Source organism: Streptomyces sp. NBC_00988 (genome assembly GCF_045162645.1).
In the GTDB taxonomy this organism is placed as follows: domain Bacteria; phylum Actinomycetota; class Actinomycetes; order Streptomycetales; family Streptomycetaceae; genus Streptomyces.
On record NZ_CP108730.1, the window covers coordinates 10,446,532 to 10,462,756 of the forward strand.

10 protein-coding genes are annotated in these 16,225 nt (G+C 71.2%); all 10 read left to right on the forward strand.

Going from position 1 to position 16,225, the window contains the following annotated elements:
- The first annotated feature begins 261 nt into the window (after positions 1–261).
- The 10 genes from OG496_RS47220 to OG496_RS47265 all read left to right on the forward strand — a co-directional run bounded on the left by OG496_RS47220 (position 262) and on the right by OG496_RS47265 (position 16,225).
- Complete coding sequence (locus tag OG496_RS47220) at positions 262–1,761, forward strand: sugar transferase (RefSeq protein WP_366491902.1); 1,500 nt, start codon at positions 262–264, stop codon at positions 1,759–1,761.
- A 70-nt stretch (positions 1,762–1,831) separates the two neighbouring features.
- Positions 1,832–3,148, forward strand: a complete 1,317-nt coding sequence (locus tag OG496_RS47225; protein ID WP_405975276.1) for a nucleotide sugar dehydrogenase — start codon at positions 1,832–1,834, stop codon at positions 3,146–3,148.
- Complete coding sequence (locus tag OG496_RS47230) at positions 3,138–4,403, forward strand: glycosyltransferase family 4 protein (protein ID WP_405975277.1); 1,266 nt, start codon at positions 3,138–3,140, stop codon at positions 4,401–4,403. The genes OG496_RS47225 and OG496_RS47230 overlap by 11 nt, the downstream gene beginning before the upstream one ends.
- Entirely contained in the window at positions 4,400–5,770 is a 1,371-nt protein-coding gene (locus OG496_RS47235; protein WP_405975278.1) for a Wzz/FepE/Etk N-terminal domain-containing protein, read from the forward strand. The genes OG496_RS47230 and OG496_RS47235 overlap by 4 nt, the downstream gene beginning before the upstream one ends.
- The gene (locus OG496_RS47240) at positions 5,767–7,287 is read left to right on the forward strand and encodes a Wzz/FepE/Etk N-terminal domain-containing protein (protein ID WP_405975279.1); all 1,521 of its coding nucleotides are present in this window, start codon (positions 5,767–5,769) and stop codon (positions 7,285–7,287) included. Before OG496_RS47235 ends, OG496_RS47240 begins: the two co-directional genes overlap by 4 nt.
- Positions 7,288–7,289: 2 nt before the next feature.
- Positions 7,290–9,224, forward strand: coding sequence for an asparagine synthase (glutamine-hydrolyzing) (gene asnB / locus OG496_RS47245; protein WP_405975280.1), 1,935 nt, complete (start codon positions 7,290–7,292; stop codon positions 9,222–9,224).
- A 15-nt stretch (positions 9,225–9,239) separates the two neighbouring features.
- Positions 9,240–11,429: a bi-domain-containing oxidoreductase gene (locus OG496_RS47250; protein WP_405975281.1), complete on the forward strand. Its 2,190-nt coding sequence runs from the start codon at positions 9,240–9,242 to the stop codon at positions 11,427–11,429.
- Positions 11,426–13,393, forward strand: a complete 1,968-nt coding sequence (locus tag OG496_RS47255) for an alginate lyase family protein (RefSeq protein ID WP_405975282.1) — start codon at positions 11,426–11,428, stop codon at positions 13,391–13,393. Before OG496_RS47250 ends, OG496_RS47255 begins: the two co-directional genes overlap by 4 nt.
- Positions 13,390–14,934 (forward strand): right-handed parallel beta-helix repeat-containing protein, encoded by a 1,545-nt coding sequence (locus OG496_RS47260; RefSeq protein ID WP_405975283.1) that lies wholly within the window; start codon positions 13,390–13,392, stop codon positions 14,932–14,934. The genes OG496_RS47255 and OG496_RS47260 overlap by 4 nt, the downstream gene beginning before the upstream one ends.
- A gap of 1 nt (position 14,935) precedes the next feature.
- Positions 14,936–16,225 carry an O-antigen ligase domain-containing protein gene (locus OG496_RS47265; RefSeq protein ID WP_399390557.1) on the forward strand — a complete coding sequence of 430 codons (1,290 nt, stop codon included), beginning with the start codon at positions 14,936–14,938 and terminating at the stop codon, positions 16,223–16,225.

The window sequence follows — 16,225 nt, forward strand, 5'->3', positions numbered from 1 at the left end:
GGGAGCATCCGGGGTTTCGACGGGTTTCCGCGTACCTCAGGAGCTTGGCAGGACCTGCGAGTTCGCTGTCGCCAGGGGGTTGACCACATAACTCTGAGACAGCCGGGATGCCATACGCCGGGGGCGGTGGCCTTCTGAGGGGAACAGCGCAGTGGGGGGCCTCCCGAGGGGAGGCACAGTGCGGGAGGCGGGGACCTTCCGCAGGGGGCGAAAACAGTGTGAGGCGGAGACGCCGAACCACTGGGGACCTTGGGGGGTTCTGTGCGGCAGGGGGGAATAGTCGGCCCTTTTCCGTCGGCGCGTGGGCGTCTGGCGGACGGGGCGATCAGCCAGCCCGCGACCGATTGGGAGCAGCGGTACCGCCGTACCGTGATCTTCAGCGACACCGTGGCCACCGCCTTCGTGGTGGCGGCGATCGGCGACTTCTTCGGGGCCCGGGACGCGGCCAACTGGCATGAGAAGTGGGGGATTCTCGCCTTCGGCACCCAGCTGCTCGTGCTGGGGGCGCTTGCGGTGAGCCGGTCGTGGGCTCCGGCCGTGCTCGGCCAGGGTGCCGAGGAATTCCGTCGGCTCGGACGCTCGCTGTTCACGGCGACCGTCGTGCTGGCGCTCGGCGGGATCGCCCTGACCTCGCGCAACATCAAGCTCTGGATCTTCGTCGCGATCCCCGCGATCGCGCTCGTCACCATGACCGAGCGGTATCTGCTCCGCCTCTGGCTGCACAAACAGCGCAACGAAGGACGGTGCCTGAGACCGGTGCTCGCCGCCGGGAGCCCGGCCACGGTGCGCGACCTGATCAACCGCACCCGCAAGTTCCCGCATCTCGGCTGGCGGGTGGAGGCTGTGTGCACGACGGACGGCCGTGGGATCGACGGCGAGCAAGGCGGCCTCGACGGTGACCAGTTGGACGGGGTGCCGGTCATAGGTCTGCTGGAGGACGTCGCCAAGCACGTCCGCCACGACGGCTACCGTGTCGTCGCCGTCACACCGGACCCGCACTGGTCACCGGACCGGCTGCAGCGGCTGGCCTGGAACCTCGAAGGCAGCGACGCCGAGATGATCGTCGCCCCCGTGCTGATGGAGGTGGCCGGCCCGCGCCTGCATGTCGACGCGGTGCTCGGGATCCCGCTGCTGCGGGTCAGCATGCCGACCTTCAGCGGGGGCCGCCGGGCGATCAAGGGGGTCGTCGACCGGATGGGTGCGGCGATCCTGCTGCTCGTGTTCGCGCCGCTGATGATCTTCGTCGCGTTGCTCGTGCTGACGGACAGCCGGGGCGGGGTGTTCTACCGCCAGCGCAGGGTCGGCAAGGACGGCCGGGAGTTCACCATGCTCAAGTTCCGCAGCATGGTCGTCGATGCCCACAAGGCACGTGCGGCGCTTGCCGACCGGAACGAGGGCGCGGGCCTGCTGTTCAAGCTCCGCCGGGATCCGCGGGTGACCCGGGTGGGAGCGGTGCTGCGCCGGTACTCGCTCGACGAGCTCCCACAGCTCTTCAACGTGCTCACCGGATCGATGTCGCTCGTCGGACCGCGGCCCCCGCTGCCGGAGGAGTCCGCCGCCTACGGCCCGGACATCCGGCGGCGGCTGCTGGTCAAGCCCGGGCTCACCGGCCTGTGGCAGATCAGCGGACGCAGCGACCTGTCGTGGGAGGAGGCGGTCCGCCTCGACCTGCGCTACGTGGAGGACTGGTCGCTCGCCCTGGACACGGTGATCTTGTGGAAGACGCTGCGTGCGGTGCTCTACGGGCAGGGGGCCTACTGATGCGCGGGGGTCGTCCGACCGACGCGCGGACCGCAGGCCGCAAGGGCCTGCCTGGGGGGAGAGACGGGGCATGAGAGTCAGCGTTTTCGGGCTCGGCTACGTGGGCTGTGTGTCGGCCGCGTGCCTGGCCAGCATGGGGCACGAGGTCATCGGGGTGGACGTCAACCAGGTGAAGGTCGACCTGGTCAACGACGGCAAGGCCCCGGTGGTGGAGGAACGTATCGGCGAGCTCATCGCCGAGGTCGTGCGGACCGGAGCGCTCCGCGCCACCGGCGATGTCCGCGAGGCGATCATGGGCAGTGAGGTGTCGCTGATCTGCGTGGGCACGCCGTCGGAGCCCAACGGCAGCCTGTGCACCACGTACTTGGAGCGGGTCACCGAACAGATCGGCGCCGCGCTCGCCGAGCGCGGCGGGCGCCAGACCGTCGTGTTCCGCAGCACCATGCTCCCGGGCACCTGCCTGAACCTGCTGGTGCCGATCCTGGAGAAGAACGTCGGCGGCACGGCCGGGGTGGACTTCGGGGTCGCGGTCAACCCGGAGTTCCTGCGCGAGGGCACGAGCGTGCAGGACTTCTTCGACCCGCCCAAGACCGTCATCGGCGAGCTCGACCCGGCGAGCGGCGACGCGCTGGCGGCACTGTACGACGGCCTGCCCGGCGAGGTGTTCCGGGTGCCGATCCCGACCGCCGAGGCGATCAAGTACGCGGACAACGCGTTCCACGGCCTCAAGATCGGCTTCGCGAATGAACTGGGCTCGGTGTGCCAGGCGCTCGGGGTGGACTCGCACCAGGTGATGGACGTGTTCCTGGCCGACCGCAAGCTGAACATCAGCCCCGCCTACCTGCGGCCCGGCTTCGCCTTCGGTGGCTCCTGCCTGCCCAAGGACCTGCGCAGCCTGGTCCACGCGGCGCAGCGGGCCGATGTCTCGGTGCCCATCCTCTCCCACGTGCTGGCCTCCAACTCCGACCACCTGCAGCGAGCGGTGGACCTGGTCGAGCGCACCGGCAAGCGCCGGGTGGGCCTGTTCGGGCTGTCCTTCAAACCCGGCACCGACGACCTCAGGGAGAGCCCGCTCGTCGAGCTGGCGGAGCGGCTCTTCGGCAAGGGCTACGACCTCAAGATCTACGACGCCAACGTGAGCCTCTCCCGGCTGCTCGGCGCGAACCGCGAGTACATCGAGAGCCGGCTGCCGCATCTCGCGCAACTGCTCGCCGACTCCGTCGACGAGGTGCTGGAGCACGCCGAGGTGTGCCTGGTGGGGACCAAGGATCCTGCCGTGGTGTCGGCGCTGCCCCATGCGGGCGGACCGATGATCGTCGACCTCATCCACCTTCCCGACGCCGACACGCGCCGGAACGAACCGGGGTACATGGGCCTTGCTTGGTAACGCAGTCAGCCGCGACGGGTCGAACCGCCGCGCGCTGATCCTGGTGGAGAACCTTTCGGTGCCGTTCGACCGGCGGGTGTGGCAGGAGTGCACCACGCTGCGCGACGCGGGCTGGGAGGTGCACGTCATCTGCCCCCAGGGGGAGAAACGGGACACGGAACCGGAAGCGGTGATCGACGGGGTGCGGATCCACCGCTACCCGTTGCGCGCGGCCACCGGAGGACCGGCCGGCTACCTGCGGGAGTACGGAACGGCGCTGTGGCACACGGTCCGGCTGGCCCGCAAGGTCGGCCCGGTCGACGTGGTCCACGCCTGCAACCCGCCCGACCTGCTGTTCCTCCCGGCCCTGTGGATGAAGCGGCGCGGCGCGCGCTTCGTCTTCGACCAGCACGACCTGGTACCCGAGCTGTACCTCTCCCGGTTCGACCGGGGCGAGGACCTGCTCTACCGCGCCGTGTGCGCGCTGGAGAGGCGGACCTACCGGGCCGCGGACATCGTGCTCGCCACGAACGAGAGCTACAAGGACGTCGCGCTGAGCCGTGGCGGCAAGCGGCCCGAGGACGTCTTCGTGGTGCGCAGCGCACCCGCGACCGACCGGTTCCAACCGGTGCCGCCGGAGCCGGAGTTGAAGCGCGGCAAGCCTCATCTGCTGTGCTACCTCGGCGTCATGGGCCCGCAGGACGGCGTCGACTACGCCCTGCGGGCCCTCGCGAAGCTGCGCGACGAACTCGGGCGGACCGACTGGCACGCGGTCTTCGTCGGCGCCGGCGACGCCTTCGACGCGATGGTGGAGCTGGCCCGGCGGCTCGGTCTCTCCGAGCAGGTGCAGTTTACCGGGCGCATCCCGGACGCCGACCTGGTGCGCTACCTGTGCACCGCGGACGTGTGCCTTTCCCCCGACCCGTGCAATCCGCTCAACGACGTGTCGACCATGAACAAGGTCCTGGAGTACATGGCGATGGGACGGCCGATCGTCTCGTTCGACCTCCGGGAGGCGCGCGTCTCCGCCGGTGACGCCGCCGTCTACGCGCCCGACGACGACGAGGCCCAGTTCGCCAAGCTCATCGCGCTGCTCCTCGACGATCCCGAGAAGCGGGCCCGGATGGGCAGGATCGGCCAGGAGCGGATCAGCGGGCCGCTGTCCTGGGAGAACTCGCAAGCGTCACTGCTCGCCGCCTATGCCGCCGCCTGCCGGGACCAAGCCCCGGTGTCCGCGGGTGGGCCGCTCCGTACGGGGAAGAGGCCGCACCATTGAATGACGACACGATCCGCCTGGTCACGATCGGACGGATTCTCCGTCGGCGGTGGCGGCTCCTCGCCGTCCTCGCCGTAGCGGGCGCGCTCTTCGGCTACGGCACCTCGGTGCTGCTGCTTCCGCCGCGCTACACGGCAGAGGCATCGGTGCTGCTGCCGGGCCAGTGGGAAGAACGCGAACTGCTGACCCAGGTGGACATCGCCACCAGTTCGGCGGTGGTCGACCGCGCGGCCGCCGCGCTCAACTGGACCGGGGTCAACGGCACCGAACTGCAGAAAGACGTCAGTGCCAAGGCGGACGACGGGAACATCATCAAGGTCTCCGGTACGGCCGACACCCCGGAGCGCGCGCAGCGGCTCTCCGACCAGCTGGCCCAGCAGTTCGTCACCTTCGCCACCCGTATCGCGGGCGGCAGCACCGACCCCGCGGCGGACACGGCGACCGAGGCGCTGCGGAAGCAGGTGGCCGAGACCAACCGCCGTATCACCGATCTGGCCGACTCGGCGGATCCGGGGCAGACCGTGGAGGGCGTGCAGGCCCGCACCGAGCTGGAGGGTCTGCGCACCGGGCTGCAGGACGCCATGAAGAAGCTGGAGGAGGCCAACCCGGCGAGCGCCAAGGCCAGCATGGTCGTCATGGGGCCGGCACCCCGGCCGACCGGAGCGGCGGCGCCGACGAGGACGCAGCTCATCGTCGCCGGGGCGCTGCTGTTCTTCGTGCTCGCGGTCGTCGGCCATCTCGCGGCCGCACGGGTGAGCCGCCGGCTGCGCGCCGAACCGGAGATCGCCGCGGCGCTCGGCTCGCCGTTCCTCGGCACCGTCGACGTGCCCGGTGAACGGCACGGCCACCGGCCCGAGAGCCACGGCTCGCGGGCCCGGCTCCGCCGCCTTCTCGGCATCGACACCCCGTGGGACACGCCGGCCCCGCAGCGGTCCGGCGACGAGGCCGAGCGGCGGATCCGCTACCGGCGGGTGTGCGCCCGCCTCCGGGACCAACTGCCCGCCCCCCGGCGGCTGCTGGTCGTCGTACCGGAAGGCGACGAGGTCGCCCGGCTGGCCGCCGGACAGCTCGTCGCCGAGGCCTCCGGTGACCCGCGGCTGCGGGTGGTGGAGGTCTCGGTGGACCGGCCGATCGTGCCGGACCGCGACACCGAGTCCGGTGCCCTCGCCGTCATCGGCGCCGGGAGCTGGACCGCCGGGGAACTCGCCGGCATCGCCGAGGCGTGCGCGGACGGCGGCCACGAGCTCGTCGGCGTCGTCGTCGCCGGCACGGTCCGCACCCGGCCGACGGAAACCGCCGACCGGCTTTCCGACGACGCCACTTTGACGTTCGCGGTACACGGCCACGCGACAGGAGATCCAGCGTGACGACGAGCACGATTTCGGAGTCGTCGGCCGCCACCCCGCTCCTCGACCTCCAGGCGCTGGTGGTCGCGGTGCGCAGACGCCGCCGTCTGTGGGGCGCCATGGCGCTCCTCGGCATGCTGGCCGGCGCGGCCGTGGCGGTCCTGCTGCCGCCCGCCCCGGCCGCCGTGACCAAGGTGCTGGTCGCGCATCAGGAGGACCAGCCGAACGACACCGGAACGCTGATCCGCACCGACGCCCAGCTGCTGGCGACCTCGCGGATCGCCGGTCAGGCCCTGCGAATCCTCAAGTCCCCGGAAAAACCCGAGGACTTCATGAAGGACTACCGGGGCACCGGACTGACCAACAACGTCCTTGAGATCGATGTGACGGGCAAGACCGACGCGGAAGCGGTGGCCCGGGCCAAGGCACTGGCCGAGGCGTTCGTCGCGGACCACGCCAAGCGCATCAACGACATCGCCAATGCCAACGCCCAGGGCCTGCTCGACCAGCGGGACCGTATGGAGGCGGAGCTCGCCGACGTCAACAAGTCGATCGGCGGCCGGTCGCCCGACTCCGACCCCAAGGACGCGGCGAACCTTGAGTCGCTCTTCGCCCGGCGGGCCGAACTCACCTCACAGATCTCCGACTTCGGCCAGCGCGCCGAGGAGGCCCGCGTCGGCGCGCCCCAGCTCGTCGCCGGCACGCAGATCGTGGACGCCCCGCGCGCGGTGCGGCACTCGCTGCCCAAGGCCCTCGTCACCGACGGCGTGATCGGACTCGTCCTCGGGCTCTTCCTCGGGCTCGCGCTGGCCGCGGTCGGCGTGGTGGTCGCGGACCGCCCCGTGCTGCGCCGGGACATCGCGGCGAACCTCGGCGCCTCGGTCATCGCCGAACTGCCGCGCCGCTCCGGCAGGTTGTGGCAGCGCAGGCGGACCCGGGTGGCACGCGAACGGCTCGCCACCACGCTGGCCCGCACCTCGCGCGGCTCGGCGGAGCCGCTGTCGCTGCTGGAACTCGGCTGCGCGCGCAGCACGGCCGTGATCGCCCTCGGTCTCGCCCGGGCACTGGGGGAGGACGGGCCGGTGACCGTCGTCGACGGACTCCCCGGCACGCAGCTCTCGGGGCGCCGCCCGAAACCGGGGGACCCCACCGTGGTCGGTGGCGAGAAGGCCGCCACCGTGTCCCCGCAGGAGCAGCGGATCGGCGTCGGCTCGGTGGCACCCGGCACGGCGTGGACCGACCTCCAGCACCTCGGCTCCCGGACCGTGCTCGTCGTGCGGGCCGGGCACGGCAGCGCCGCATGGCTGCACACCGTGGCGCGGCAGCTCGCGGACCAGCACATCCCGGTGATCGGTGTGGTGCTGATCGACCCCGATCCGCGCGACCGGACCGACGGCACGCTGTGGGACGGGCTGGCCAACGCGCTGCGCGGCAGCAGCGAGCGGCCGACCTGGCCGAACGCGACAGGCCGGCGGCTCACGGAACGGCAGCCGATACGGGCCGCACGGGTCCCGGACAACGACCAGGAGGTGCGGTAGACGTGTGTGGCATCGCGGGCACGTACCGATGGCCGGACGGAAAGGCCGTGACCGACCGGCTCACCGACACCCTCGCCCACCGCGGCCCGGACGGCGCGGGCCGCTACGGCCACCCCCTGGGTGACGGCGAAGTACAGCTCGGGCACCGCCGGTTGTCCATCATCGACCTGTCCGAGACCGGCGCCCAGCCGATGGTCTCGGACGGCCTCGCCCTGACGTACAACGGCGAGCTGTACAACGCGCCCGAACTCCGCGCCGAGTTGGAGGCCACCGGGGTGCGCTTCCGCGGCACCTCCGACACCGAGGTACTCCTGGAGGCCTGGCGGCGCTGGGGCACGGACTGCCTGCCCCGGCTGCGCGGCATGTTCGCGTTCGGCGTCTTCGACGAGCGGACCGGTGAACTGGTGCTCGTCCGCGACCAGTTGGGCATCAAGCCGCTGTTCCTGCTCCGGCGCGGCCAGGGCCTGATGTTCGCCTCCGAGCTCAAGGCGCTCGCCGCCGCGACCGGCAAGTCGCTGGAGGTGGACCAGGCGGCGCTGGTGGCGTCCCTCCTCTATTACTGGGTGCCGGACTCGCGCTGCGCGTTCCGCGAGGCGGAGAAGCTCCCGCCGGGGAGCTGGCTCAGGTGCCGGCCCGACGGCCGGGTGGAGCGCGGCAGTTTCTGGAACCTGAAGGACGTCGCCGCCGAGGGCCGGGACCGGGCGCTGGCCGGTGAACAGCCGGACCTCGACGCCGTCGTCGAGGAGTCGACCCGCCGCCACCTGCTGTCCGACGTACCCGTGGCGACCTTCCTCTCCGGCGGCCTCGACTCCAGCTATCTGACCGCGCTGGCGGCCCGCCACCAGCCCGGGATCTCCGCCTACACCATCGGATTCCGCGCCGAGGACGCCAAGTTCGAGGCGATGCCCGACGACCTGCGCTACGCCCGGCAGGTCGCCGAGCAGTTCGGCGTCGACCTGCACGAGATCGAGATCGCCCCGAACGTGCTCGACCTGCTGCCGCAGATGACGTACAGCCTGGACGAGCCGATCGGCGACCCCGCCGCGATCAACACGTACCTGATCTGCATGGCCGCCCGGGAGGCCGGCGTCAAGGTGATGCTCTCGGGGATGGGCGCCGACGAGCTGTTCGCGGGGTACCGCAAGCACTTCGCCAACCTGCTCGCGCTGCGCTACCAGCGCGTCCCCCGGCCCCTGCGGCGCGGGGTGTCCGGGGTCGTGGACCGGCTGCCGGTGGCCTCGGCCCGGCGCGGCTACCGGTCGGTGCGTTTCGCGAAGCGGTTCCTCTCCTTCGCCGATCTGCCCGAGGAGACCGCGTTCCGGCGCAGCTACACCATGTACGACCAGGACGAGCTGCTGGCCCTGCTCAACCCGGATCTGGCCGGGACGGTCGACGACGTCCTGACCGAGCACGCGGACGTCTACCAGGACAACGACCTAGACGACTTCGTCAACCGGATGTGCCTGACCGATGCCCGGATGTTCCTGCCGGGCCTGAACCTGGCCTACACGGACCGGTCGAGCATGGCCGCGTCGACCGAGGTGCGGGTGCCGTACGTGGACGTCGAGGTGGTCAAGGCGGCGTTCGCCGTGCCCGGCGACCGCAAGATCGTCGGACGGCAGGGCAAGGCCGCCCTCAAGGAGGCGGCCACCTCGATCCTGCCCCGGGAGATCGTGTACCGGCCCAAGGGCCTGTTCAGCGCCCCGCTGCGCGCCTGGATGAGCCGGGACCTGGCACCGCTGGTGCGCGAGGTGGTCAACGACGGCGTGCTCGTCAACTCCGGGCTCCTGCGCCGCGACGCGCTGGCGCGGATGGTCGCCGAGGACGCCGCCGGACAGGCGGACTACTCCAAGCATCTGTGGCACGTACTGACCCTTGAGTACTGGTATCGCGACGCGACCTCTGGCTCCGCCCAGAGCGCTCGGACGACGGCTTAGAAAACAGGAGTTCTGGTGAAGCAGGTTGTACAGAACTACAAGAGCGGCGAGCTGGCGGTGCTCGACGTTCCGGTACCGGGGTGCAAGCCGGGCGGGGTGCTGGTGCGCAGCGCCTACTCGCTGATATCCACCGGCACCGAGCTCATGAAGGTCTCCGAGGCCGGCATGTCGATGCTGGGCAAGGCCCGTTCACGGCCGGACCAGGTGGCCAAGGTCATGCAGAGCGTGGCCACCAACGGGGTGCCCGCCACCTACCGCAAGGTGATGGGCAAGCTGGACTCCTACACGCCGCTGGGCTACTCGCTGTGCGGGGTGGTCGAGCAGGTCGGCGCCGGGATCGACGACGTGAAGGTCGGCGACCTCGTGGCCTGCGCCGGCAACGAGCACGCGTTGCACGCCGAGCTGAACTGGGTGCCGAAGAACCTCTACGCCCCCGTCCCCGACGGTCTCGCGCCGCGGCACGCGGCCTTCGGCACCGTCGGCTCGATCGCGATGCAGGGCGTCCGCCAGGGCGAGCCGCAGCTCGGCGAGGTGGCCCTGGTCATCGGCCTCGGACTGATCGGGCAGCTGGTGGTGCAGCTGCTCACCGCCGCGGGAGTCCGCGTGGTCGGCGCCGACCCCGACCCGACGCGCTGCGAACTCGCCGAGCGCCTGGGCGCCGCGGCCTGCGGCGACCCCGCGTCCCCGGCCGTGGAGGCGGCCGTCGCCGAACTCACCGACGGCCACGGCGTGGACCAGGTGTTCCTGGCCGCAGGCGGCGGCAGCAACCAGCCCGTCGAGCTTGCCGCCCGGCTCGCACGGGACCGCGGCCGGGTCGTCGACATCGGCAAGTGCCGCCTGGACCTCCCCTGGAACGCGTACTACGAGAAGGAACTCGACGTCCGCTTCTCGCGCTCCTACGGCCCCGGGCGCTACGACCCGTCGTACGAGCTGGAGGGCCGCGACTACCCGATCGGCTACGTGCGCTGGACCGAGCGCCGCAACCTGGCGTGCTTCCTCGATCTCCTCGCCCGCGGCAGGGTCGACGTGGAACCCCTGGTCTCCCACATCGCGGACTTCGACGACGCCGTCGAGACGTACCAGCGCCTGAAGGACGGCGAACTGAAAGCCGTGGCCGTGCTGTTCCGCTACCCCGAACAGGCGGAGGAACAGGGGGAGTCGGCGGCCCCGGAGGTGTCCGTGCCCGAGGTGCGACGCACCGGCACGACCGTCGCCCCGGCCCGGTCCGCCAAGACTCCGGTGCGGCTCGCTTTCGTAGGCGCGGGGAACTACGCGACGTCGATGCTGCTGCCGCACCTGGCCCAGCGCGAAGGCGTCGAGCTGTCGACCGTCGTCACCACGACGGCGCTGTCCGCGGCCAACGCGCAGCGGAAGTTCGGCTTCGCCGAGGCGACCACCGACCTCGATGCCGTGCTCGGCGACAAGTCCATCGACGCGGTGTTCGTGGTCACCCGGCACAGCTCGCACGCCGAGCTGACCCGGCAGGCACTCCTGGCCGGCAAGACGGTGTTCGTGGAGAAGCCCCTGGCCCTCACCGAGGACGAGCTGGCCGGCGTACTCGCGGCGGTGGAGGAGTCCGGCAACGACCGGCTCCAGGTGGGCTTCAACCGCCGGTTCGCGCCGCTGCTCCAGGAGGCCAGGGAGCGGTTCGGCGCCCGGACCGGTCCGGCGAGCCTGCGCTACCTCGTCAACGCGGGCAAGCTCCAGCACGGCAGCTGGTACCTCCAACAGGGCGCCGAGGGCTCGCGGTTCGCCGGCGAGGGCGGCCACTTCATCGACACGGCGAGCTGGCTCCTCGACGCCGACCCGGTCTCGGTGTACGCGACAGCCGCGCCCGGCAACGAGGACCTCCAGGTCGTCCTGCGCTACCCGGACGGGTCCACCGCCACCATCAGCTACGTCACCACCGGCGCCTCCGGCTTCCCCAAGGAGACCCTGGACCTGGTCGGGGACGGCAAGGTGCTGCGGCTCGACGACTTCGTCCGTGCCTCGGTCTACGGCGGTAAGAAGTGGGTCAGTTCGCGGCTGCCCAAGGCCCGGGACAAGGGCCAGAACGCCGAACTGGCCGCGTTCATCAAGGCGGTTCGGACCGGCGGACCGATGCCGGTGCCGCTGGAGTCGCTGGTCGCCACCACGGCGGCCACCCTCGCCGTACAGGCCGGCCTGGCCGGCGGCGCGCCGGTGACGCTGGCGAGGACGCCATGACCATGAGCGCGGGCTGGTACCTGCGACGGCTGTCCCGGATGGGACCGGGAGAGGTCGCGGGCCGGGCGGGCGACGCCGTGCGCAGGCGGCGTTGGCGGTCGGCGCGGCCGGACTGCCCGAGCGTGACCGGCGCCCGGTTCACTGCGGTCCTGCCCGAAGGAGCGATCGCCTCGGTGCCGCCGGACGCCGCGAAACGGCTCGTCGCCGAGGCGGACCGGCTGATGTACGGGCACGTCGAGTTCTTCGGGGTGGTCCGCGACGACCTCGACGACCCGGACTGGTGGTGCGACCCGAAGACCGGACGCCGGGCTCCCTGGGGCTACGCCTTCGACGTGCCGTACCGGAACGAGGACGCGGTCGGGGACATCAAGCAGATCTGGGAGCTGTCCCGGCATCAGTACCTCACCGTGCTCGCCGCCGCCTACGCGGTCACCGGGAACGAGCGGTATGCCGAGCGGGTGGCCGATCACCTGCGGTCGTGGTGGACGGCCAACCCACCGCTTCGCGGCGTGCACTGGATCAGCGGGATCGAGCTGGGCATCCGGCTGCTGTCCTGGGTGTGGATCCGGCGGCTCCTCGACGGCTGGCCGGGCGCGGCCGATCTGTTCGAGGACAACCCGGTGGCGCAGAACCAGATCTGGCACCACCAGCGCTGGCTGGCCGCCTTCCCCAGCCGGGGGTCCTCGGCGAACAACCACGTCATCGCCGAGGCCGCCGGACAGTTCGCCGCGTCCTGCGCGTTCAACTGGTTCCCCTCCTCGGCGAGTTGGCGGTCCGGTGCGCTGCGGTCGCTGGAGCGGCACCTGCGTGCCAACACCTTCGACTCCGGCCTCAACCGCGAGCTGGCCACCGAATACCACGGACTCGTGCTGGAACTCGGCCTGGCCGCGGTGGCCGAGGCGGACGCCGCCGACGTGCCGGTCCCCGCGTCGATCCGGCTGGTACTGCTGCGGATGACCGACGCGCTCGCGGCCGTCGTGGACAACCGGCTGCGGCCACCGCGCCAGGGGGACGCGGACGACGGCCACGGTCTGGTCGTGGACGGCGCGGGCACCGACCGCTGGGCCTCGCTGCTCGCCACCGGGGACGCCGTGTTCGGCCGGCTCGCCTGGTGGCCGACGGTGACCGGCACCGATGTGCGCACCCCGCTGCTGGCCGCGCTTATCCGGCCGTACGCGAAGGACGGAACCGCCCGCCCGGCGACCAGGCCCGCCCACTTCGCCGACGCGGGGCTCACCGTCCTGCGCGGTCCTGAGCAGATCTGGTGCCGCTGCGACGGCGGTCCGCACGGCTTCCTGTCCATCGCCGCGCACGCCCACGCCGACGCGCTGTCCGTGGAGGTCCGGCACGACGGGGTGGACGTGCTCGCCGACCCGGGGACGTACTGCTACCACGGGCAGCCCGCGTGGCGGCAGTACTTCCGCTCGACCCTCGGCCACAACACCCTGCAACTGGACGGCGGTGACCAGTCCGTCTCCGGCGGCCCGTTCCTGTGGACCCGGCACGCCCGCAGCCGCGTCCTGGACGTTGACAACTCCGGTGAAGGTGTGGCCCGTTGGGCCGCCGAGCACGACGGCTACCAGGGCTCGGTGCACCGCCGCCGGGTGGAGCTGACGGTCGAGAGCCAGGAGCTGAGGATCGTCGACGAGGTCAGCGGCCGACAAAGCCCGCGCCGGGACGTGCAGTTGGCGTTCCACCTCGGCCCGGCGATCGCCGCTGACCTGGTCGGGCACCGGGCCGTGCTCACCTGGACCCGGGACGGTGAGGAGCGTTCCGCGGTGCTCGACCTGCCCGGGCAGTTGTCCTGGCAGGCGCATCGCGGCGAGACGGACCCGCCGCTGGGCTGGTACTCCGCCGGATTCGGGCGCAGGGAGCCCACCACCACGCTGATCGGCACCGGCTTCGCCGACGGCGCGGACGGGTTCACCACCGTGCTCGGGTTCCGCGGCCAGGGGGGCGCGTGAGGATCAAGAGGCGGCACTGGGCGTCGGCGGCGGCACCGCTGGTGCTGGCCCTGCTGACGGTCACCGGCTGCGACAGCACGTCGAGCGCCCCGGCCGCGACGAAGCCCAGTGCCGCGCCGTCCACGGCGACGTCCGCCGCCCGGTCCGTGGCCCGGGTGTGCGCCAACCCCGCCGTCGGACCGGCGAAGGCGCCGGCGGGCGCGGTCACCGTCGACCCCAAGGTGGTCGGCGACCTGGCGGCGAAGACTAAGAAGAGCCCCCCGAACACCACGTTCTGGCTCAAGCCGGGCACGCACAAGCTGGAGCGGGACCGCTACGCCCAGGTCATCCCCAAGAAGGGGGACCACTACATCGGCGCGCCGGGCGCGGTGTTCGACGGCCGGAAGGTCAACCAGTACGCCTTCACCGGCAACGCCGCCGATGTCACCATCCGCTATCTGACCGTGCGGGGATTCGTCGCGCCGCAGGACGAGGGCGTCGTCAACCACGACTCGGCCGACGGGTGGGTCATCGAACACTCGACGATCAAGGACAACTCCGGCGCAGGACTGATGGCCGGTGCCCGCCAGCAGGTCCGCGCCGACTGCCTGCGCGACAACGGCCAGTACGGCATGAACGCCTACAAGGGCAACGGCCGTATCACCGGCCTGGTGGTCGAGGGCAACGAGATCACGGGCAACAACACCGGTGACTGGGAGCGGCGCAAGGAGGGCTGCGGCTGCACCGGAGGCATCAAGTTCTGGGAGGTCGACGGCGCCGACATCAGCGGGAACTGGGTGCACGACAACCGCGGCACCGGGCTGTGGGCGGACACCAACAACAACGACTTCCGCATCGAGAACAACGTGATCGAGGCCAACGACGGTGCCGCGCTGATCTACGAGACCAGCTACAACGCGGTCATCCGGGACAACACGATCCGGCGGAACAACTGGGTCGAGGGCCGCAAGGCGGCCGACGGCGGCGACAACTTCCCGTACGCGACCGTCTACCTGTCCGAGTCCGGCGGCGAACCACGGATCAAGGCCCGCACCGACAAGATCGAGATCTACCGGAACGTGCTGGAGAACAACTGGAACGGGATCACCCTCTGGGAGAACGCCGACCGGTTCTGCAACAGCCCGGCCAACACCTCGTCCGGTGACTGCACGCTGCTGGTGAAGAAGACGAGCAGGTGCGTCCGACCGGCGATCGCCAAGGCACCGCTCTACTCGGACTGCCGGTGGAAGACCCAGCGGGTGGACATCCACGACAACCGCTTCGTGCTCGACGAGTCCGTCGTCAAGTGCACGGAGATGTGCGACCGCATGGCCGTGCTGTCCAACTACGGCACCTACCCGGACTGGTCGCCGTACAAGGGCGAGCAGGTGGCCGACGACATCACCCAGAAGCAGCACAACCGCTGGCACGACAACGTCTACGTCGGACCGTGGAAGTTCGACGCCGAGGACCAGAGCAAGGTGCTCGACTTCGGGCAGTGGCAGGCGACGCCGTACCAGCAGGACAAGGGCAGCACCCTCGACCTACAGGCCGGTGGTTGAGATGGGGGAGAACCTGACACGCGGACCGGACACGGTCGGCACGCAGCCGGGCGCCGAGCCGCGCCCGGCCGGCACACCGAAGACCGTCGGCATCGTGTGGGGACTGCTGGTCCTCAACACGCTCGGCTCCGCCGGGGCGAAGACCATCGTCCCGCTGCCCCGCTCCCTCATCCAGATGGTCACCATGGGCTCGCTGGTCGCCGCGTTCGCGCTGGCCCTCTTGGTCAACCAACGGGTGCGCATCAGGGCCAGCGCCTATGTACTGCTGCTCTCCCTGCTGCTGGTGTCCAGCGTGATCTCCAGCGCGAGCCTGGAGTCCGGGATGGGCGCGCTGTTCCGCTGCTTCCGGCTGACTCTCTTCGTCGGCACACTGTGGCTGCTCAGCCGCTGGTGGGACGGCAGCCTCACGTTCGTCCGCTACCACATCCGGGCCTACTTCGCGGTCCTCGGCTCGGTGGCCCTCGGCCTGGCCGTCTCCCCGGGCAAGGCCCTGCCCGGCCTCTACGGCGGACGCCTCGTCGGCGCGCTGTGGCCGCTCACCCCGCCGCAGATCGGGCAGTACGCGGCGGTGATCATCGGGCTCACCGCGCTGCTCGTCATCGGCAAGCGGACCGACCGGACCAGCGCCGTGCTGGTCATCGTGCCGTCGCTGGTACTGCTCGCGCTGACCCACACCCGGACGGCCACGCTCGGCCTGCTCCTCGGGCTGGCGCTGGCGATCGGCTCGCTCATCCTGACCAGCGCCGCGGCCCGCCGCTTCTTCACCTGGGCCGTGCTGATCTCCGTGGTGGCCGCGGTCGGCTTCGCCTCCGCGCTGCAGACCTGGTTCCTGCGCGGACAGAGCCAGGAGAACTTCTCCAGTCTCACCGGCCGGGCCAAGGTCTGGAACGCCCTGCTGGCCGAGCCCCGGTCCGCCGCGCAGCAGGCGTTCGGCGTGGGCCTGGGCGACAAGTCCTTCGGCGGGCTGCCGATCGACAACAGCTGGCTGGCCGTCTACAACGAGCAGGGTCTGATCGGCGTCACCCTCGTCGCGTTGATCATCGTCGTGCTGGGCGGCGTCGCGCTGCTGCGCCCGCCGTCGCTGCAGCGGGCCTGCGCGATCTTCCTGATCAGCTACTGCGCGATCGCCTCGTACACCGAGGCCGGCCTCGGCGACGCCTCGCCGTATCTGCTCCATCTGGCCCTGGCCGCCTCGCTGTTGGCGGCACCCGCCCAGGCCGTTCCGCTCGCGCTGCCCGAGGCCCCCCGACGGCACATCCCGCGCTGGGCCCGTAGATCGGAGGTGCACTGA